13 protein-coding genes are annotated in these 20896 nt (G+C 69.0%); 7 read left to right on the top strand and 6 right to left on the bottom strand.

Going from position 1 to position 20896, the window contains the following annotated elements; genetic code table 11:
• Positions 1-597, top strand: a 597-nt coding sequence (locus BMX74_RS05935) for a FadR/GntR family transcriptional regulator (RefSeq protein WP_091098922.1), incomplete at its 5' end; no start/stop codon positions are given.
• 121 nt (positions 598-718) lie between these two features.
• On the opposite strand, the gene BMX74_RS05930 is transcribed toward BMX74_RS05935, so the two are convergent.
• From BMX74_RS05930 to BMX74_RS05900, 6 genes are all read right to left on the bottom strand, one after another.
• Complete coding sequence (locus BMX74_RS05930) at positions 719-3091, bottom strand: discoidin domain-containing protein (RefSeq protein ID WP_091098811.1); 2373 nt, start codon at positions 3089-3091, stop codon at positions 719-721.
• 216 nt (positions 3092-3307) lie between these two features.
• Positions 3308-4270: a multicopper oxidase domain-containing protein gene (locus tag BMX74_RS05925; protein WP_218153888.1), complete on the bottom strand. Its 963-nt coding sequence runs from the start codon at positions 4268-4270 to the stop codon at positions 3308-3310.
• 111 nt (positions 4271-4381) lie between these two features.
• Entirely contained in the window at positions 4382-5017 is a 636-nt protein-coding gene (locus BMX74_RS05920) for a hypothetical protein (RefSeq protein ID WP_143078567.1), read from the bottom strand.
• The gene (locus BMX74_RS05915; protein ID WP_143078566.1) at positions 5014-5715 is read right to left on the bottom strand and encodes a hypothetical protein; all 702 of its coding nucleotides are present in this window, start codon (positions 5713-5715) and stop codon (positions 5014-5016) included. The genes BMX74_RS05920 and BMX74_RS05915 overlap by 4 nt, the downstream gene beginning before the upstream one ends.
• 148 nt (positions 5716-5863) lie before the next feature.
• The gene (locus tag BMX74_RS05910) at positions 5864-11623 is read right to left on the bottom strand and encodes a ThuA domain-containing protein (protein ID WP_143078565.1); all 5760 of its coding nucleotides are present in this window, start codon (positions 11621-11623) and stop codon (positions 5864-5866) included.
• 372 nt (positions 11624-11995) lie between these two features.
• Entirely contained in the window at positions 11996-13279 is a 1284-nt protein-coding gene (locus BMX74_RS05900) for an ROK family transcriptional regulator (protein WP_091098798.1), read from the bottom strand.
• Positions 13280-13626: 347 nt separating this feature from the next.
• Between BMX74_RS05900 and BMX74_RS05895 the strand changes: the two genes are divergently transcribed.
• The 6 genes from BMX74_RS05895 to BMX74_RS05870 all read left to right on the top strand — a co-directional run bounded on the left by BMX74_RS05895 (position 13627) and on the right by BMX74_RS05870 (position 20865).
• Positions 13627-14805, top strand: coding sequence for an ROK family protein (locus tag BMX74_RS05895; protein WP_082534992.1), 1179 nt, complete (start codon positions 13627-13629; stop codon positions 14803-14805).
• Positions 14806-14997: 192 nt separating this feature from the next.
• Positions 14998-16524 (top strand): sugar ABC transporter ATP-binding protein, encoded by a 1527-nt coding sequence (locus BMX74_RS05890; protein ID WP_256256791.1) that lies wholly within the window; start codon positions 14998-15000, stop codon positions 16522-16524.
• Complete coding sequence (locus BMX74_RS05885) at positions 16521-17543, top strand: ABC transporter permease (protein ID WP_256256790.1); 1023 nt, start codon at positions 16521-16523, stop codon at positions 17541-17543. Before BMX74_RS05890 ends, BMX74_RS05885 begins: the two co-directional genes overlap by 4 nt.
• Positions 17544-17624: 81 nt before the next feature.
• Positions 17625-18680 carry an ABC transporter substrate-binding protein gene (locus tag BMX74_RS05880; RefSeq protein ID WP_055501969.1) on the top strand — a complete coding sequence of 352 codons (1056 nt, stop codon included), beginning with the start codon at positions 17625-17627 and terminating at the stop codon, positions 18678-18680.
• Complete coding sequence (locus BMX74_RS05875; RefSeq protein WP_055501968.1) at positions 18677-19861, top strand: Gfo/Idh/MocA family protein; 1185 nt, start codon at positions 18677-18679, stop codon at positions 19859-19861. Before BMX74_RS05880 ends, BMX74_RS05875 begins: the two co-directional genes overlap by 4 nt.
• Positions 19858-20865, top strand: a complete 1008-nt coding sequence (locus BMX74_RS05870; RefSeq protein WP_055501967.1) for a sugar phosphate isomerase/epimerase family protein — start codon at positions 19858-19860, stop codon at positions 20863-20865. The genes BMX74_RS05875 and BMX74_RS05870 overlap by 4 nt, the downstream gene beginning before the upstream one ends.
• Positions 20866-20896: the final 31 nt, after the last annotated feature.

Raw genomic sequence — 20896 nt, 5'->3', positions numbered from 1 at the left:
AGGACGATCGTCAGGGAGGCGGTGAAGATCCTGTCCGCGCTCGGGCGGGTCTCGGTGCAGAAGGGCCGGGGCATCTACATCGCCGAGCCGGACGGCGCGCTGTGGAAGGAGTCGTTCTCCCGGTTCCTGCCCGCCGATCTGCGCCAGGTGGACGAGATGTTCGAGTTCCGGCGTCTGGTCGAGACCGCCGCCACCCGCCTGGCCGCGCAGCGCGCCACCCCCGCCCAGGTCAAGGCGCTGCGCCAGGCGGCACAGCAGTCGGCCGACGCGGCGGCCGACGACGACATCGACGCCTTCACCCGAGCCGACGAGACCTTCCACCGGGCCATCGCCACAGCTGCCGCCAACACCTTCCTCGACGCCACCCTGGAGTCGGTCCAGCGCCTGCAGCGGCAGGTCAGCGCGATAGGGCTGGCCGGCGTCGCGGGCGGGTCACTGGTGGTGGCCGCCGAACAGCACCAGGCGATCAGCGCCGCCATCGCGGCCGGCGACCAGAGCCAGGCCACGGACCTCATCGGCGAGCACATCGACATGACCCTGCGGCAGTTCCAGCAGGAGATCCGCCACCGCCTCTTCCCCACCGACTCCTCCTCCTGACCGGCACCAGGACCGGACCATTCAGGGATGTCGCGCCGGATCCAGCCCCTGCCATCCGTGGTGGACGGCAGGGGCTGGATCCGTCCGACCGCAACACCTGAGGTCATCGATCAGGCACGCTTCAGGCCGGGTCCGGCTGGGGGCTCAGCGAACGAATCTCGAAGCTGTGCAGTGAGTAGCCGAAGGAAGAGGTCCGTTTGACGCCCTGCATCCGAACGTAGCGGGCGGTCACCGGAGCGAAGGTGAGCTCGTCCACGCGAGCGCCCTCCGGTCTGTCGCGTACCGAGAGGACTGTCTTCCAGGACGCGGCGTCGTCGGAGACCTGGATGTCGTAGTCGCGGCCGGAGGCCGTCTCCCAGTCGAGGAGCACTCGCTGGACGGTCTGAGGGGAGCCGAGGTCGACCTGGATCCATTCGCCGTCGCGGTAGGCGCTGGCCCATCTGGTCCTGGGGTCTCCGTCGGTGGCGTTCTCCGGCGCCAGGCTCGGCACCTCCGAGGAGGACGCCGTCGTCGGCCGGTGCAGCGCCAGGTCCGGCACCTCCAGGACGCGCATGCTCCACAGGGCGTATCCGTCGTGCCGCCTGCCCGCCTGAGTGCCGACGAGCCGTACGTGTCGTGCGGTCACCGGTTCGAAGGCGAGGGTGTCGGCTCCGGCTGCCTCGCGGCCCGTACGGCGGGCGACCGTGCTCCAGTTCTCGCCGTCCCTGGACACGAGGATGTCGTAGTCGCGGCCGTACTCGGGCGCCCAGTCCAGCTCGACCTCGCTGATCGCGAACGGCTTGCCGAGGTCGACCTGCAGCCAGGCTTTGTCTCCCGGACCACTGGCCCACTTCGTGGTGCGGGCCCCGTCGAACGCCGCGGCCGCCTCCCCGGCGGAGGCCGTCGCCTGCTTGCCCAGGCTCACCTCTCCGCTGGCCGACGCCGTGAGCGTGGTGGAGACCTTCGTCAGCCCCGGGCCCACGCCGAGCTTGCGCACGGTGCCGAGGAAGGCGCTGTACGGCACGCCTGACGTGGCCCCGCTCCACATCTTCTGAGCCAGCACGCCGAAGGTGGGCTCGACCAGCCCGTGGACGTCCAGCTCCGTGTAGGTGGCCTCGGTCAAGTCGTTCCACACCGCGGACATGGCGCCGAGGAGCCGCGGGTCACCGGGGGCCACGCTCTGCCCGCCGGGGAAGACGTGCGGCTCCCACTGGTCGTAGAGGTACTTCCCGTCCAGCCCGCGGCCGTGGTAGTAGCCCGCGAAGGGGACGATGTAGAGCAGCGCGTCATTGGTGTTGATGAAGGAGTAGCCGTCCCGCTTGATGGCCTGTGGTCCGTACCAGCCGTTGTTCCAGCTGTTCATGGTCACGTCGCGGTCGTAGCCGTCGGTGTTGGCCGCCATGATGGACAGGCTGCCCCAGGCCCGCGGGTGTTTGCCGAGCGCACGGATGTGGGCGGCCATCTCGTTGAAGTAGGTCTTGTAGCGAGGCTTGTCGACCGTGTACTCGTCGGCGCCGAAGTGCACGTCGGGGCTGCGGAACCAGGGCACGAACTCGTCGAAGACCGACTTCATGAAAGCGGTGGTCTCCGGCTTGGACAGGTCGAGGTGGTCGGACTCGCCGTTGTTGAGGCCGAGCGACGGGCGGAAGCGGATGAAGGCCAGGGAGTGGGCGGGGGCGTCGATCTCGGGGATGATCGTGACGCCGTTCGCGGCGGCGGTGTCCTCGAAGGAGTCCCAGTCCGCGCGGTCGTAGGCCCCGTCCGCGGAGGCCAGCCCGGCCAGTTCGGGGTTGTCGGTCTTGAGCCGGAAACCGGCCTGGACCTGGCTCCAGGAGGGCTTGTTGCCCTTGAAACCGTTGTCGTTCAGGTGCAGCTGCAGCTGGTTGAGCTTGAACCAGCCCATCAGCCGGAGGTAGTCGCGGATGTAGTCGGCGGTGAAGAAGCGCCGTCCGACGTCCAGCATGAAGCCGCGCACCTTGTAGTTGGGCCAGTCCACGGCTCTGCCCACGGGGAGCGAGTCGCGCCCGTCGTCGAGCAGCAGGATCTGCAGAAGGCTTCGCGTGCCGTAGTAGACGCCCGTCGCGGTGGGGGCGGCGATCGTCACGTTGTGATCGGTGACGGTGAGCGTGTAGCCCTCTTCGGCGAATCGCGCGCCGCCGGGGCCTGCCAGGGCGGGATCGATCGACAGGACGATGTCGCCGTCCTGCGGGGTCCGTGGTGAGACGTCCAGCTTCCGCCCTGTCACCTGCTCGATCTCGGCGGAGAGTCGCGTCCCCTGGTCGTCGAGTTCCTTGACCTGCTTCTTGGCGAGCACGATCCGGCTGTGCTCGCGTAACTCGAACGAGCCCGTGCCTCCCTCCCACTGCTGGAGGGCGGGCACGACATCCGGCCTGGCGTTGACGCTGCTGTTCCCACCGAGGGGGGTGGCCTTCGCGGACTGGACCACGAGGAGCGGGGTGGATAACGCGAGTGCGAGCGCGATCCCTCCGAGGAATCGAGGTGCATGTCGTTTCATGCGCACTTCAGCCTAACTATGAGAGAGATTGAACGAGTTATACATCAACTGCGAGCATCGGTATAGACCAGTCAGGGTGGCTGAGGTGCGCGAGTTCCCCGAGATCGGCATCAGTGGTCTAGGCCGGTCGGCGGAGATGGCCAGGAGGCATCGCCCACGGCACAGACGGGAAGCCGAGAGCGGAGCTGCGTGGCTCGGCAACGCCGGCCAGGGGAGTCAGTGCCGCATGCCGAGCGAATGGTCCGGCGTGTCCCTCGGGGTCGGCCCTCCCGGCACGCTCCCGTCCGCGTCGGTCACCGCGAACATGCCGGTCATCCCCATGTCCGAGTGCGTCTGGACGTGGCAGTGATACATCCACATCCCGGGGCCGACGCGCTCGCAGGCGAGCACCTGGAATCCGAACGACTCGGCCGGCCCGGTGGTCTTGGTGTCGATGATCCGGGTCGGTTCGTGAGGGGTCTGCAGCAGGCCCGTGCGGTTGTCGGCCCAACGATGGCCGTGGAGGTGGAAGGTATGGAAGACACTCCCGTGAGTGATCACGACGAACTCCACTCGTTCGCCGAGCTTCGCGGTGAAGGTGGGACCTTCCTTGAGATTGTTGATCTGCATGTCGTTGAACACCACGGTGAACTGCTTGTCCGGCAGCACGTCGCCCTTCCGGCGAACGATCAGCGGCCCGTAGAGCCCCTTCTTGATGCCGCCCGTGCCGTGGTCGGTCCCGACGACGTGGTCATGGTAGTGCCAGTAGCCCGCGCTGCCGATCTCGATGCCGCCCCCCGGTCGCCGTCCCGGCGCGTGGGTCCGCCAGGTGTAGGTGCGCCGGCCTCCTGGTTCCACCACGCTGTCGTTCATCCGCGTGCCGTCGCTGGCCGTGTCGTAGTCCACTCCGTGCACGTGCAGGCTGGCAGCCACCTCCAGGTTGTTGACCAGCTCGATCTCAAGGGTCTCGCCCTCGGCCATCTCGATGAGCGGTCCGGGGATCGTGGCCTTGCCGGGCTCCAGGCCGTACCCCATCTGGCCGTTCGGCAGGTTCTCGGCGTAGAGGGTGATGCGGCGGACGGTGCCTCCACCCATGCGGGCGGTCTGCTCAGCCTGCGCCGTGTCGGCCGGTAAGGAGGCTGTGAACGGAGCGACCGCGACGGCCGCCGCGGTCGTGGTGAAGGTTCGCCGGGAGAGCATGCCTCCCGTGATCCTTCTGCTGCTTTCTGTCATGGTTCCCCAATCTGTGTCGGTATCCCGCTCGGCCGCGAGACGCCGTTCCAGCCATCGCGGCAGGCCGGATCGATCCCTCTAGGAACGGATGGCCGGCCCCTTGCCACGGAGCAGCTGCCTCCGGACCGTGACACCGGTCACCACCGCGACCAGGACCCCCACCGCGACCACCACGACGGTGAGCGTCAGGTCGGCCGTGCCCGCCGGTTCCTCGGCGGCGACGGCCCGCACCGGTCCCTTCGCCCCCTGCTCCGGCTCGGAGGTGGCGGCCCGCACAGGCGCCTCGGCGCCCTGCCCCGCTTCTGGGGCGGCGACCTGCTCCGGCTGGGCGGCGGCGGCGATGTCCCGCGCCACCACCTTCACCGTCTTACGCGTCTCGGCGGGTTCGGTCGTGGTCACCGTGACCCGCCATTCGCCTGTCGGGAGCGGCTGGGCGACGTGGTAGAGGTTCTGGCCCTCGGGCGCGGAGACAAGCTGAACCGGTCCGAAGGAACGGCCGTCGGTCGAGGTCGCGACCGCTGCCCCGATGACGGTGTCCCGCACGGGATGACGGTCCTTCTTCCAGGTGGCGACGACGTTGACGCCGTGGCTGCCATCTCCGGCGACCTCCAGGACGATCGGTCCGCCGTGGGCGGAAGCCGCCGGCGCGCCGAACAGCATGGCGAGACCGGCGAACAGGGCAGCCGCTACGGCGTTTCGCAGTGTCACGTTCATGGACGTTGACTCCCTTCGGGTTCGGGATCGGCGGTGAGCGCCTCGCTGCCGGGTGAGGCCGGCAGGAACACGTGCTGGTGCCCGTGGCCCGCGTCGACGTTCACCGCGTCCAGAGCGGTGGCGCCGGCGGACCAGGTGAAGACCGCGTCAGCGCGCTGCCGGACGGCGAGGAGCATCACGGTCTCCCGGGCGGACCCGGTCAGTGCCTGCGAGGCTGCGTACGTGTCGACGGCGGTGGAGATCTGCCGTACCGCGGAGGCGAGGCCGGCCCTCGCCACGTTGGTGGCGGTCTCGCCGGACGGCGGGTCGGCGAAGTCCGCGACCGCCGCCGCGGTCGCCTTTCGCCAGTTCGCGACGTCGGCGGCAGGCGGTGCGCCGCCGGTACGCGGGTCGGCGGCGAGGGCCCGTTCCAGACCGTCGAGCACGGGAGCGAGCCGGTCGCGCGTGGCGCGAGCCAGCGTGGTGAGGGCTTGGATCTGCTCCCTGTCCCGCAGGGCCGACTGCGCGCGGAGGCTGTCGGCGGCCTGCTCCGTCGGACCGGGCCGGGTCACCGCGAACACCAGTCCACCGGAGACGAGCGCGCCGAGCGCGAACGCGATGGCGAGGGTCACCCAGCCCCGCGTCGGACGCGGGGCCGCCGTCGCCTTCCGGCTGCGCGCCACAGGCCGGACTACTGGTGCTGCCTTGGGTCGGGTCATGGCTTCCACCTCCCGATGGACACGTGGGCGGAGCGGAGGGGGTGGTGCCCCGCGACAGGCATCGCGGGGCACCTTCGGGTGAGTCGGCGGGTTTCCGGAGCTCTTTCCGGTCACCCTGTGCCTCTCGGGGCCGTGGCCCCGCTCATGGTCAGCCCTTCGGAGCGCCGCCGTACTGAGAGATCAGCGCGTCGGCGTCGCGGAGGAGCGTGTCACGGACCTGGTCGTCCGCGACGGTCTTGCCGTCGGTGACGAGGTCCTTGAACTTCTCCAGCTCCTTGATGATCTTGCTCTTCGCCTTCTCCTTGGTCTCGGCGTCGAGGACGCCGGCGAGGTCGCCGCGGAGCTTGTGCGCGTCCTGTTCGGTGAGCTTCCCGGCGGCTGCGAAGCGGTCGATCAGGCCGGCGATGTCGGCCGTCGAGGTGACGACGGAGAACGTCACCGTCTGTTCCGTCTGGTTGCCGGCCTTGTTGACGGCGGTGACGGTGAGCGTGTGCTCGCCCAGCGGGAGCTCGTACAGCGCCAGGACCTTGCCCGGCTCGAACGGCTTGCCGTCCAGCGTGCCGATCACCGACTTGACACCGGACCCCGAGTCGACGGCCTCCCAGCCGATGCCGAGGTCCTGACTGTCGCCGTACTTCTCGCCGGCCGCCACACCGGAGACGAGGACAGTCGGCGCCTTGGTGTCGATCTTGACGTTCACCGCCTTGACGTCCTCGACGTTCCCGGCCTTGTCGGTCGAGCGGTAGCGCAGCTCATGCTGCCCCTCGCCCGAGACGCTGACCGTGTCCGTGTACGGCGTCCAGGGGCCGCCGTCCAGCGAGTACTCGATGCCCGCCACGCCGGCCGTCTCGTCCGTCGCGGTCAGGCTGACCGGTACCGCCTGGTTGTGCCACCCGTCCTCGTTCCCCGCCACGGACTCCACGGTGGTCATCGGCGCCGTCGCGTCCACCTTGACCGCGAGGGTCTTGGCGGTCTCGACGTTGCCCGCCTTGTCCGCCGAGCGGTAGGCCAACGTGTGCGAGCCGTCTCCGGAGACGACGACCGGGGCGGTGTACGCGGTCCAGGCGCCGCCGTCGATCTGGTACTCGGTACGGTCGACCCCGCTGCCGCCCGCCTCGTCGGCGGCCGTCAGCGTGACCGTGACCGGGCCGGTGAACCAGCCGTTTCCTGGCTGCGCGGGATCGGTCGTGGAACTCGTCACCGGCGCGGTCTTGTCGTTGCTTCCCGTGCCGCCCTGGGAGAGGTGGAAGTAGGCGAACTTGGCTGTCTTCGACTCGGTCTGGTTGACGCCGAAGGCGTACACGCCGGCCTTCGCACCGCTCGCCACCTTGCCGTTCTTCACCGGCGCGGGTGTTCCGTTCGCACCCATCTCGGTCCACTTGGTGCCGTCGGGGGAGTAGGACCCGTGGAAGGCGTCCCCCTCCTTCTTCAGGCGCAGCCACCACACGCCGCCGGGGAGCGAGGTGACCTGCGGCTGCGGTTGCTGCACGGCCCCGCCGACCTCGCTGCGCAGTTCGAGCCTGCGCTGCACCGCCGAACCGGCGGCGTTGTCGGTGACGAAGCCGAACTTCACGTAGTCGTCGTCACCGGCGTACACCATGAGCCCGCCCTGGTGGAAGGCCTGGTTGAACGCCGAGCCGTCGATCTTGGTCTCCAGCGTCCAGTCGCCGTCCGGCGCCTTCTGCAGGACGACGTTCTTCGGCCCGGTGTTGTCCGTGCCGAAGATGTCGCCCTTGGAGGTGTCGATCTCCAGATTGCCGCCGGTCACCCGTACAGCGGAGGGGTCGGAGCGCACGATCGCGTTCCAGCGGCAGCCGTCGAGCGCGGTGCCGTCGAACTCGTCGTCCGGACCCGACGCGGTCGCCGTGTCGTCCGGGGTGATCTGGAACCAGTCGAAGGACGCGTCGATCACCGGGTGGGTGCCGTTACCGGACAGGGCGAGCAGGCCGATCTTCGGGCTGCTGATGCCGGCGAGCTTCTTCGTCTCCGGCATGGCGGTGAAGGTGGTGCCGTCCGCCGAATAGTGGGCGGTCAGGTTGGTGCCGTCGCTGACGAGCCGGACGTACACGGTGTCGGGGTAGGCGTCCCCGAGCGCGGCCGTGTTGCTCGCCGACACCTCGTTCGGCTTGCCGTTCTCCTCCCGGATGAACTGGAAGATGCGGTTGGCGTGGTCGTTGGTGCCGCGCGCCTGCAGCACGATCTTGGCGTAGTTGTCGTCGTCGCCGTAGAGGACCAGCCCCGCCTGCTGGAACTGATCGCGCGCGTTGAGGGTGACCTTGGCCGTGGCCGTCCAGGCTCCGCCCGGCGCCGGCTGCACGACGATGTTCGACGTGTTCCCGCCGGCTCCGTAGAGGTCCGTGTTGGACGTCGGGACGACCAGCTTGCCGTCGGCGATCTTCAGGTTCTGGTTCTCCCGGATGGCCGACCAGCGGTTGCGGTCGAGCTCCGTCCCGAGGAAGTCGTCGGAGCGCCCGGACAGGCACGGCGTGTTCGCCGGGTCCACCTTGACCGCGATCTGCTCCGTCGTCGCCGCGCCCTTGGCGTCGGTCACGGTGACCGCGGCGGTGTAGGTCCCCGGCGCGGCGTAGGTGTAGCCGGCGTCGGCGGTGGTCGGCTGTGGGGCTCCGTTCACTCCGAAGTCCCACTTGTAGGTGAGCGGGGTGTCACCGTCAGGGTCGGTGGCCGCAGCCTTGAAGTCCACCTTCAGCGGAGCGGTACCCGATGTCGGGTTCGCCGTGACGGTCACCTTCGGGCGCTGGTTGGCCGTGACGCCGTTCCCGAGGAAGTCGACCCAGTTGACGTTGATCAGGTAGGCGTTGTCCGCCGCGCTCGCCGGCTTGCGTACGACGAAGTACACCGGCCCGCTGACCGTCGGCGGATTCGTCAGGCTCAGCGTCACATCCTGGAACGTCTGCCAGCCGCCGGTGCCGGGGACGTCGACCGAGCCGACCAGCGTCCCGTTCTCGGGGTTGCCGAGCCGCACCTGCACGGTCCCGCCGGCACTGGCCGACGCGGCCCGCAGCCGGATCCCGGTGATGCTCGTCAGACTCACGGGCGCGAAGGACCACCAGTCGCCGTCCTGGATGAATCCGATGTTCTTGGCGCCGCCCTGCGGGTCGCTCGTGTTCTCGATCTGCACGCCCGCGCTGTCGGTGCCCTTGCCGTCCGCGACCCGGCCGCTCTCGGTGAAGTGCTCGGCCTGCCTGCGCTTGGTCTGCAGGATGACCTGGCCGCGCCCGGTCAGGGGCTTGGCCCCGTCGGCGCCGCCGTTGTCGGTGTAGCTGGCTTCGATCACGTAGAAGAGGTTGTCGTCGGTGCCGTGGCCGCTGTCGGTGAGCGTCTGCAGGACACCCTCGCAGCCCTTCTGCTGGTCGAGGGGGTGGCCGTGGCTGTCGTGACCGAGGAGCGCCTGGATCTGGACCTTGTCGCAGTCGATGGCGCCGTCCTCGGGGTCGGTGACGGTGACCTTGTACTTCACCTGGTCGCCGAACTCGAAGAATCCGCCGTTCGGCGGCGGGTCGAGGGTGACCTTCGGCCGGGTGTTGCCCGCTGCGATGGCCACGCTCGCCGTCGCGGTCTTCTTGTCGGCGTTCGTGACCGTCAGGACCGCGCTGTACTGGCCGGCCTTGGTGTAGGTGTACGTGGGGTTGGGGTCGGTCGAGTCGGCGGTGCCGTCACCGTCGAAGTCCCACGCGTAGGTGAGGGCCTTGCCGTCGGGGTCCCGTGTTCCCTCGCTGGAGAACTTCACCTCCAGCGGCACCGGTCCGTCGGTCTTGTCCGCCGAGGCGCGGGCGATCGGCGGCCGGTTGCCCTTGATGTACTCGATGCGGTAGATGCCGGAGTCGGCGTTGTCGCCGCCGAAGCCGGATCCCCATTCGATCAGGTACAGGGCTCCGTCCGGTCCGAACCTGAAGTGCATGGGCTTCTTGAAGCTCATGCTCTTGAAGAGCTGATTGATCTTGACGAGCTTGGTGGCGTCCTCGTTGAGCTGGAGCGAGAACATCTTGCTGCTGTTCCACTCGGCGAAGATCGCCTTGCCGTCCCAGTACCCCGGCCACTTGACGTCCGACTGCAGGTTCGGGTCGTAACGGTAGACGGGGCCGGCCATCGGCGCGCCGCCGTTGAGTTCGGGGAAGTTCTGCGCGTCGGCCGAGTAGTGGTACCAGACCGTCGCCGGGATGGCCGCCGGCAGGTTGGTCAGCCCGGTGTTGTTGGGCGAGTCGTTGACCGGCGCGGCGCAGTTGAACGCCGATCCTGACGTCTTGCTCGCGAAGTCGTAGTCGATGTACGGGCTGTTGTCGCCGACGCAGTACGGCCAGCCGTAGTTGCCCGGCTTGGTGATCAGGTTCCACTCGACGGTGTTCTGCGGGCCCCTCGTCGCGCTCGCGGACCCGGCGTCCGGGCCGTAGTCAGCGACCATGGGATACCCGGTCTTCGGGTCGAGGCCGATGCGGAAGGGGTTGCGGAAGCCCATGCCGTAGATCTCCGGCCTGGTCTTCTCCGTACCCGCGGCGAACAGGTTGCCCGCCGGAACCGAGTAGGTGCCGTCCGCCTCGGGGTGGATCCGCAGCAGCTTGCCGCTCAGGTCGTTGGTGTTGCCCGAGGTGCGCTGCGCATCCCACGACGCGCGGCCTGACCGCTCGTCGATCGGCGTGTACCCGTCGGAGGCGAACGGGTTGGTGTTGTCACCGGTGGCGATCCACAGATCGCCGGTCTTGTGGTCCATGAGCATGCCGCCACCGTGGTGGCAGCACTCGGCACGCTGCACGGGGACGTCGAGGACCTTCTTCTCGCTGGTCATGTCCAGGGTGTCGCCCTTGACGGTGAACCGGCTGAGCCGGTCCACGTTCTCGCCGGCGGGCGAGTACAGGAGGTAGGCCCAGTTGTTGGTGGCGAAGTCGCGGTCCAGGGCCAGCCCCAGCAGCCCGCTCTCGTTGGCGGTGAAGACGCTCAGCTTGCCTGCGGTCACGGTGCCGCCGGCGGGCTTGATGATCTTTACTTCGCCCATGCGGTCGATGTAGAAGACCCGGCCGTCCTGCGCCACGTCCAGCATCATCGGGTTCGACGTGTTGTCGTCGAGGGTGACCTTCTCGAAGCTGCCGGTCTGCGACGCCGAGCAGTCGGCCTTCACGACGCCCGCTGCGGTCTTGATGCCGCCGAGGAGCAGGCTCAGGAACTGCGGCTCGGTGAAACTCTGCTTGGTATGGCCGAGCCCGGTGTACCACGAACGGCCGCCGTCGTAGTCCTGGCACCACGTGTTCGGGTGGTCGACGCCCATGGTGCCGCCGGAGTAGGACTTCTCATTCAGCGACGTCAGCACGTGCACGGTGCCGCGGGGGTTGGCCTGGTAGTCGTACCACTCGTCAGTGCGGCTCCATGAGGTGGGCAGATTCGCGGTGGACGGGTGCGCCGGGTCCTCCACCGTGACGGTGGCCTGCTGGATGGCGGGGTGCGACTTGAAGTACGCGCCGACGAGCTTGCCGTACCAGGACCAGCCGTAGCCGCTGTCGGCGGCTGCGTGAACACCGACGAAGCCGCCGCCTTTCTGGATGTAACGCTGGAAGGCGTCCTTCTGCTCCTGCGTGCCCAGCGGGTCGCCGGTGGTGGACATGAAGATGACGGCCTGGTACTGCGCCAGGTTCTCGTCGGTGAACTTCGCGCCGTCCTCGGTCGTGTCGACGGCGAAGCCGTTGTCCTGGCCGAGCTTCTGGACGGCCGCGATGCCGTCGGGGATCGAGTCGTGCCGGAATCCTGTGGTCTTGGAGAAGACGAGCACCTTGAAGGCGGGGGCCGCGGTGTCGGCGCGCGCCGGCGTCGGCGGCGCCAGCAGCGACAGGACGGGGAGGACGAGGGCGAGGGCCATCGTCGCGGCTGTTCGGCGTAAGGTGCGATGGTCGTGGGCTGTCACAACAGCTCCTTCGGAGGTCGCGCGAGTGTGGACTCGCCGGGCCTGCTGCTGGTGGGGGAGTGGGGCGGGACGTTCGATGTCAGCGCGCCCGTTCGTCGTGGTGAGGAGGCGGTCCCCACGGAGAGCCGCCGCGTCGCATCCGTCGGGAGGTGCGACGGGCTGTGGGACCGCTTGTCAGGGGAGCGCTGTGCAGTCAGGCCCCGGCCGTCGCTCGGAGAACGCGAGCTGGACGTGCAGAGCATGGTGACATGGGAAACCCTTTCCTGACCTGGGGGGACGTCAGGCAAGGCGCGCGCCGCCGCGCTTGTTGCCGGTTGCTTTCCGATACTTCGGTGGTACTGGAGGGTGCTGTCTCCAGGCTTGAGGGGGCCGTCAGGGGGCTGCCGGCCGCAAGGTGGGATCCATGATCGCGGTGGGGTCGTCGATGAGCTGGTTGACGACGATGGTCGCCGCGCCCCGTGAAGGGGCGCCGAAGCCGAAGCCGGAGGCGATGAAACGGCACTGAGCGGCGGGGCTTCCCACGACCAGCCGCGTCAACTCGGCCTGAGCGTGGGGCAGCAGCCATTCGGCCAGTGTGGCGAAGTAGCCGCCCACGACGATCGCGCCCGGGTTGAAGAGATTGACGATGATGGAGCCTCCGAGCCCGAGCCACTTGCCGACGTGGGCGACCGCGTCCAGCATTCGGCGGTCGCCCGAGGCCAGTCCCCTGGCGATCTCCATCACCCGCTCTTCAGGATCGGGCACCAGTTCGTCGGCCAGTTCGTAGGACTGCTCGGGCATCGCCGTCCGAACCAGCGCCGCGAGCCCGACTTTCGTCTCCCAGCAGCCTTGACGTCCGCAGCCGCACATGTCGCCGGCCGGGTCGACCGGCAGGTGTCCCACCTCGCCGGCCAGGCCGTCCGCGCCGCGCAACAGCTTTCCGTCGATGATGACGCCCCCACCCACGCCTACTTCGCCGGTGAGGTACACCAGGTGTGGTGTGCCCGCGGCGACCCCGGAGCTGTACTCCGCCAGGGCGGCGAGGTTGGCGTCGTTGTCCACGGCCACAGGAAGTCTCATGGGGCCGAGCGCCGACGACAGCCGGGCAGCCAGCGGCAGATCGCGCCAGTTCAGGTTCGGCGCGAACGCCACGACCCCGCGGGCCACGTCGACCAGGGCCGGCACCGCCACGCCGACACCGGCGGGGATGGTCCCGGCTCGCCGCATCGCCTCGCCGGCCTCCCGGGCCACCAGCGCGAGCCGGCGCAGTGAGCGGTCGGGGCCGCTGCCCACGGTGTCGAAGGTGACGCGGCGCTCCACCAGGGCGCGGCCGCTGAGGTCGGTTCCGTGAACGGCGATGTAGTCCACGTTGATCTCCAGCCCCAGGGCGCCGACGTGGGCACCGTGCAGCGCCACGGCTCGCCGGGGACGGCCGACCGCTCCCACGTGCTCGATGCCGACTTCCCGCACCAGTCGCCATTCGAGAAGTTCGGTCATCAGGTTGGAGACGGTGGCCCGGTGCAGGCCGGTCGCCTCCGCGATGTCCGCCCGGGACGCGGAGGCGTGGTCGTGCAGGTGGCGCAGGACCAGTGAGAGGTTCGTCCGGCGCAACGCGGCAGGGCTCGTCGGCTGGGTCGCCGTGCCCGCCGTGGGAATGAGGTGCTGCTCCTGCGTCACGTGGCCACCTGCTGCGGTTTGTCTTTGCGATCAATTAATCGGTTTTGTAACACGCCCATGTCCGACATGCACGTCCTGTCGTGTAACGAGTTGGCATCTCATGGCGTTGTCACAGCTCCGGGCGCAGATCCAGTCCCGTTACGCGAATGTTACGGAGGCGGATGTGCTTCGCGCCTTGTCTTCCCAGCCCGCCTCTGGCTTTAATTCGGCCAGCCATGCAAATGAATTAAAGGAGTGGCGTGCACCAGAGTTGGCCCGGCGGCCGTACCAGTGAATCGAGCAGTCCGCACCGATCCTCGAGGATCCCCGCGGACCAGGCGACTGTGCGCCGTTCCAACCTCTCTCTCGTGCTGCGCCACGTCAGCGAACGCGGCCCGTGCTCCCGGTCGGCCGTCGCCGTCGAGACGGGCCTGAACAAGACCACCATCACCAGCCTCGTGGGAGAGCTGCAGGCGCGAGGGCTGCTCAAGGAGATCGGGCCGCAGCACGCGGGTTCGGTCGGGCGCCCCGGCCTCGCGCTCGTTCTCGACGGCTCCAAGGTCGGCGCCCTGGGGCTGGAGGTCAACGTCGACTACATCGCGGCCTTCGCGACCGACCTGGCGGGCCGGGTGCTCATCGACCGGAGAATCGGCTTCGACGCGATGGGGTCCGCTCCCGAGCGGTCACTCGCCAAGCTCGCCCAAGTGATCGAGAAGGCTGTCGCGGACCTCGACCGGTCCGGGGTCGCACTGGCCGGGATCACCGTGGCCGTTCCCGGTCTCATCGACACGGCCACGGGCACCGTCGTCGTCGCGCCGAATCTCAACTGGCACGGCGTGCCGGTGGTCGACTCGCTCCTGTCCGCGGGCGTCTCTCCCAGCGTGCCGATCACGGTCGACAACGACGCCAACCTCGCCGCGCTGGCCGAGTACAGCTCAGGTGTCGCCATGGGCACACCCGATCTCGTCTACCTCACAGGCGAGGTCGGCGTCGGCTGCGGTGTCATCTCCAGCGGCCGGCCGCTGAGGGGAGCGGACGGGTTCGCCGGCGAGGTGGGTCACATCATGGTCGATGCGATCGGTGAGCGATGCGGCTGTGGCCGAACCGGCTGCTGGGAGACGAAGGTCGGGCTGGCGGCGCTGGTGCGCATGGCCACCCCCGACCACGCCTATGGAACGGACCAGCAACCGGTGCGCGACCCGGAAGAGCGGCTCGCCGAGATCGAGCAGCGCCGAGCCGAAGGAGACCCCCGGGTCGAAGCGGCCGTCACCGAGGTGGGCCGCTGGCTCGGACGCGGCGCCGCGATACTGGCCAACCTCTTCAACCCGCGGGTGATCGTGCTGGGTGGGTTCTTCGCCCGGCTCGCCGACGGACTCATCCCCATCGCCCAGGCGGAGCTGGAACGACTCGGCATGACGGTCATCGCCGGCCGATGCGCCTTCACCGCTTCCACCTTCGGATTCGGCGCGGCTTCGCGGGGAGCGGTCGACGTCGTCATCGAGCGGGTGCTGTCCGACCCCACCTCCATAGCCATCCGTAACGACTAGAGAAACAGCGCGGAAGACAGCGACCCGGCCGTTCCCCCCGGACGCGGACGCTCTTCCCCGCCTCCCACAGACGTCCCGTTCGCCCGACCGTCAGCCAGAGCCGCGGCGGCAACGTTCCCGCCGACTTCGTGCCGCCGCGGCGGTGCTACTGGCCCGGTCGGCGAACGGGACCCACACCCCCCAGGAGGCCCCGTGCCGAAGTCCTCTCCCGACTCGGCGTCTCTCCTCACCATGCGAGGAATCGTCAAACAGTTTCCCGGCGTGCGCGCGCTGGACGGCGTCGACCTCGACGTCCGCGCTGGGGAGGTGCACTGCCTGCTGGGCCAGAACGGCGCGGGCAAGTCCACCCTCATCAAGGTGCTGGCCGGGGTGCACCAGCCCGACGAGGGCGCCGTCGTCTTCGGGGGCCGGCAGGTTCGCCTGACCAGTCCCACAGCAGCGATCCGGCTCGGAATCTCCACGATCTATCAAGAACTGGACTTGGTCGACGGCCTGAGCGTGGCCGAGAACGTCTACCTCGGCCACGAACCGGCCAGGCTGGGGTTCGTCAGCCAGAGCCAGGTCAACCGGGCCACCCGGGAACTGCTGGCCGGCCTCGGACATGGCGAGATCCGCCCGACGACCGAGGTGGGCCGGCTGTCCCCCGCAGCCAAGCAGGTGGTGAGCATGGCGCGGGCGCTCTCGTACGACACCCGGCTGATCGTGATGGACGAGCCGTCCGCGGCCCTGGCTCACGACGAGGTGGCCAACCTGTTCCGGATCATCCGCGAACTCACCGCGCAGGGCGTGGCGGTGATCTACATCTCGCACCGTCTGGAGGAGATCCGCGAGATCGGTGACCGGGTGACGGTGCTGAAGGACGGGCGGACGGTCGCGGTCGGGCTGTCGGCCAAGGACACGCCCACCTCGCAGGTGGTCTCGCTGATGACAGGCCGCAACGTCGAACATGTCTTCCCGCCCAGGCCGCGCCCCGGCAGCCACGACGGCCGTCCCGAAGTCCTGCGCGTGGAGGGACTGTCCGTCCCCGGCCGCGTCAGCGACGTGTCGCTGACCGTGCGAGCCGGGGAGATCGTCGGGCTGGCCGGGTTGGTGGGAGCGGGTCGCTCCGAGATCGTCGAGGCGATCTACGGAGCCCGTCGCGCCAGTGGCCGCGTCGTCCTGAACGGCACGCCGGTGCGTGGTGGCAATCCGAGTCGCGCCGTGCGGGCGGGCATGGGTCTCGCCCCCGAGGAACGCAAAGCCCAGGGATTGCTGCTGGACCAGAGCGTCATGCGCAACATCTCCCTGAGCAGTCTCGACCGCTACGCCAGGTTCGGCTGGATCGACCGCGACCAGGAGGCGTCCGAGGCCCGGCGGCAGATCGAGGAGCTGGGAATCCGTCCTCCCCACCTGGACCGTCCGATCAAGAACCTCTCGGGCGGCAACCAGCAGAAGGCCGTGCTCGCGCGCTGGCTGATCAACGGCCGCAGGCTGCTGCTGCTCGACGAGCCCACCCGTGGAGTCGACGTCGGTGCCCGCGCCGAGCTGTACGCGGTCATCAGGAAGCTGGCCGATGAGGGGATCGGCGTGCTGCTGGTCTCCAGCGAGGTGCCCGAGGTGCTCGGCCTGGCTGACCGGGTGCTGGTCGTCCGGGAGGGACGCGTGATCCACGAGAGCGACGCCCGAGACCTCGACGAACACCACGTCCTCGACATGATCATGGAAGGAATGCCGGCGTGAGCGACTCTTCGACTCCCGCGGTGGACGAGCAGGCGCCCACCCGGACGCGCGACTCCATGCCGAGAGCGACAACGTGGAACAGGCTCGGGGAGATCCCTCATCTCGGCCTGATCATCGCACTCGTCCTGCTGGCGGTGGTGGGACTGGTGACAGTGCCCGGCACCTTCGCCACCGCCTCCAACCTGGTGAGCGTCCTGTCGCTGGCGGCGACCATCGGGGTGATCACTGTCGGCGCGACCTTTGTGATCATCGGCGGAGGGATCGACCTGTCGGTCGGCGCGGTGATGGCGCTGGCTTCGGTGTGGGCCACCACGCTGGCCACGCAGTCCTTCGGCCCGTTCGTGATGATCATTTGTGCGCTGCTGGTAGGTACCGGCGCCGGGCTGGTCAACGGGCTGCTGATCTCCTACGGGCGGATGGTGCCGTTCATCGCCACCCTGGCGATGCTGGTGGCCGCCCGCGGGCTGGCCCAGCGCATGTCGGACCGCAAGACCCAGCTGATCCAACAGGGCAACCAGGTGATCGTGGACATGTCCACGACGCGCGTGCTGGGTCTGCCGGTGCTGGTCTACATCTTCGCGGTCGTCGTGGTGCTGGGCTGGTTGCTGCTGAACCGCACCACCTTCGGCAGGCGCACCTACGCGGTCGGGGGCAACCCCGAGGCCGCCCGCCTGGCCGGCATCGACGTGCGGCGGCACACCGTCCTGCTGTACGCGCTGTCCGGCCTCTGCTGCGGCATCGCGGCAGTACTGATCATGGCCAGGACCACGACGGGCTCGTCCACCCACGGCGACCTGTACGAACTGGACGCCATCGCCGCCGTCATCATCGGCGGCACCCTCCTCACCGGAGGCCGGGGGACCATCGTCGGATCGATCCTGGGCCTGCTGATCTTCACCGTGATCACCAACCTGTTCATCCTGAACGGGCTCAACACGGCCGACCAGCTCATCGCGAAAGGCCTGATCATCGTCGTCGCCGTGCTGTTGCAGCGGCGAAGCCTCACCTCACGCACCTGAAACCGGCAGCCAGCGGCTCCGGGGACATCGGACTCCGCGGCCGGACCGCGCACGCGGTCAGCCGTATCCAAGGGAGAACACATGAACGAGAAGATCGGCCGGCGTGGTCTGCTGGTGAGCGGCGCCGTCGTCGGTGCCGGCGCCCTGGTGAGCGCCTGCACGAGCAACACCCCCGTCACCGCGTCGTCTGCCGCCCCTCAGGCGGTGTCGGCCGGGACGGACAACGACAAGCCAGGCGAGAAGGTGGTCATCGGGTTCTCCGCACCCGCGGCCGACCACGGCTGGATCGCCGCGATCACGAAGAACGCGCAGGAGGCGGCCAAGCAGTACTCCGATGTGGAGCTGAAGCCGGTCGAGCCGACCAACGACATCAACCAGCAGATCTCGGCGGTGGAATCGCTGATCCAGGCCAAGGTGAACGTCCTGGTGATCCTGCCCAACGACGGGGAGCAGCTCAACCAGGTGGCCCGCAAGGCGATGGACGCGGGGATCCCGGTCGTCAACGTGGACCGGGTGTTCCCCGACAAGCTGTCGTACCGGACCTGGATCGGCGGCGACAACTACGGCATGGGCGTGGCGGCGGGCCACTTCATCGGCAAGCGGCTCAAGGACAAGGGCGTGTCGAACCCGGTGATCCTGGAGATCCAGGGCATCGCGACGCTGCCGCTGACCCAGGATCGCAGCAAGGGCTTCGCGGACGCCTTGCAGACGTACGGGTTCAAGGTGACCGCGCAGCAGGACGCCAAGTTCACGGTGGAGTCGGGCACGCAGGTGGCCAGCAACCTGCTGCAGGCGCACAAGAAGATCGACGCGATCTGGAACCACGACGACGACCAGGGCATCGGCGTCCTGGCCGCGATCAAGGAGGCCGGGCGGAGCGAGTTCTTCATGGTCGGCGGTGCGGGCTCGGCCAACGCGATGCGCGACATCCAGGCCGACACCGGCGTGCTGAAGGCCACCGTCACCTACAGCCCGACGATGGCCGCGTCGGCGATCAAGCTGGCCCGCCTGATCGCGCAGAAGAAGGGCATGAGCGACCTGCTTGAGCAGCAGGTGCCGCAGTCGATCACGCTCACGTCGGAGACCGTCACCAAGGACAACGCCGCCCAGTACCTGCCGCTCGGATTCGAGTCATGAGGCCCGTCATCGGGGTCGGCATGATCGGCTACGCGTTCATGGGCCGTACCCACTCGCAGGCCTGGCGCAGCGTGGACGCGTTCTTCGACCTGCCGCTCAAACCCGCGATGGTCGCGCTGGCCGGCAGATCCGCCGAGGCGACGGCGCAGGCGGCGGAGAAGCTGGGCTGGGCCCACGTGGAAACCGACTGGAAGCACCTCATCGACCGCGACGACGTGCAGATCATCGACATCTGCACGCCAGGTGACAGTCACGCCGAGATCGCCGTCGCGGCGCTGGAGGCGGGAAAGCACGTCATCTGCGAGAAGCCGCTGGCCAACACCGTGGCAGAGGCCGAGGCCATGGCCGCCGCGGCCCGCGCCGCCGCCGCGCGAGGTGTGCGGGCGATGGTGGCCTTCAACTACCGCCGCGTTCCCGCCGTCGCCCTGGCCAGGAAGTTCGTGGCCGAGGGCAGGATCGGAGAGATCCGGCACGTGCGGGCCCAGTACCTCCAGGACTGGATCGTCGAGCCGGAGTTCCCCCTGGTGTGGCGGTTGCAGAAGGACAAGGCGGGATCGGGTGCGCTGGGGGACATCGGCGCCCACATCATCGACATCGCCCAGTACATCACCGGTGAGCGGTTGGCCGGGGTCTCCGGGCTGACCGAGACCTTCGTCAAGGAGCGTCCCCTGGCTGCCGGCTCGACCGGCCTCTCAGCGGGAAGCGGCGCAGGGAGAGGCGCAGGGAGAGGCGCGGTCACCGTCGACGACGCCGCCCTGTTCATCGGCCGGCTCAGCGGCGGCGGACTGGCCTCGTTCGAGGCCACCCGCTTCGCCTCCGGACGCAAGAACGCGATGCGGATCGAGGTCAACGGCTCGCTGGGCAGCCTGGCCTTCGACTTCGAGGCGATGAACGAACTGTGGTTCCACGACCACACCCTCGACAGCGCCGAGGCCGGGTTCCGGCGGGTGCTGGTCACCGAGCCCTCCCACCCGTACGTGGGCGCCTGGTGGCCACCCGGGCACGGCTTGGGCTACGAGCACAGCTTCACCCACGAGGTGAAGGACTTCATCGAGGCGATCGCCGCCGGCACCGCCCCGGAGCCCTCGTTCGACGAAGGTCTGCGGGTGCAGAGGGTGCTGGCCGCCGTCGAGCAGAGCGCGGCTGACGGCAGCCGCTTCACGACCGTGGAGGATTCATGACCAGGCCGATCACGCTGTTCACCGGCCAGTGGGCCGATCTGCCGTTCGAGGAGGTCTGCCGCCTGGCCTCCGAATGGGGCTACGACGGGCTGGAGATCGCCTGCTGGGGCGACCACTTCGAGGTCGACAAGGCCGTGTCCGACGACTCCTACGTCGAGCGCAAGAAGGAGACGCTGGACAAGTACAACCTGAAGGTCTGGACGATCTCCAACCACCTCGTGGGCCAGGCCGTCTGCGACGATCCCATCGACGAGCGGCACAAGGGCATCCTGCCGGCCCGCATCTGGGGCGACGGCGAGCCCGAAGGCGTACGCCGGCGCGCCGCCGAGGAGATCAAGGACACCGCTCGCGCCGCGGCCAAGCTCGGCGTGCAGACCGTGGTCGGCTTCACCGGCTCCTCGATCTGGCACACCCTGGCCATGTTCCCGCCGGTGCCGCCGTCCATGATCGAGGCCGGCTACGCCGACTTCGCCGACCGGTGGCACCCCATCCTCGACGTCTTCGACGAGGTGGGCGTCCGTTTCGCTCACGAGGTGCACCCCAGCGAGATCGCCTACGACTACCACACCACCGTGCGGACGCTGGAGGCCATCGGGCGCCGACCGGCCTTCGGGCTGAACTGGGACCCCTCCCACATGGTGTGGCAGGACCTGGACCCTGCCGGATTCATCCTCGACTTCGCCGACCGCATCTACCACGTGGACTGCAAGGACGCCAAGGTGCGGACCGGCAACGGCCGCCGCGGCCGCCTGTCGTCCCACCTGCCCTGGGCCGACCTGCGCCGCGGCTGGGACTTCGTGTCCACCGGGCGCGGCGACGTGCCATGGGAGGACTGCTTCCGGGCCCTGAACGCGATCGGCTACGACGGCCCCGTCTCCATCGAGTGGGAAGACGCGGGCATGGACCGGCTGGACGGGGCCCCGGAGGCGCTGACGCTGATCCGCCGTCTCAACGCGATCACGCCGCCCACCGCCGCCTTCGACGCCGCCTTCTCCGCCGACTGAGCGCTCCACGCCGGGTGGCGGCCGCCCGCGG

It is taken from the genome of Nonomuraea pusilla (genome assembly GCF_900109355.1).
Classification (GTDB): Bacteria; Actinomycetota; Actinomycetes; order Streptosporangiales; family Streptosporangiaceae; genus Nonomuraea; species Nonomuraea pusilla.
This window is presented reverse-complemented; position numbering and strand designations above follow the sequence as displayed.

What these genes read in the sequence shown, in the direction of transcription:
- BMX74_RS05915 (WP_143078566.1), bottom strand. Translation starts at nt 5,715, where the DNA reads ATGACCCGACCCAAGGCAGCACCAGTAGTCCGGCCTGTGGCGCGCAGC.
- BMX74_RS05880 (WP_055501969.1), top strand. Translation starts at nt 17,625, where the DNA reads ATGAACGAGAAGATCGGCCGGCGTGGTCTGCTGGTGAGCGGCGCCGTC.
- BMX74_RS05925 (WP_218153888.1), bottom strand. Translation starts at nt 4,270, where the DNA reads ATGCTCTCCCGGCGAACCTTCACCACGACCGCGGCGGCCGTCGCGGTC.
- BMX74_RS05920 (WP_143078567.1), bottom strand. Translation starts at nt 5,017, where the DNA reads ATGAACGTGACACTGCGAAACGCCGTAGCGGCTGCCCTGTTCGCCGGT.
- BMX74_RS05870 (WP_055501967.1), top strand. Translation starts at nt 19,858, where the DNA reads ATGACCAGGCCGATCACGCTGTTCACCGGCCAGTGGGCCGATCTGCCG.
- BMX74_RS05930 (WP_091098811.1), bottom strand. Translation starts at nt 3,091, where the DNA reads ATGAAACGACATGCACCTCGATTCCTCGGAGGGATCGCGCTCGCACTC.
- BMX74_RS05875 (WP_055501968.1), top strand. Translation starts at nt 18,677, where the DNA reads ATGAGGCCCGTCATCGGGGTCGGCATGATCGGCTACGCGTTCATGGGC.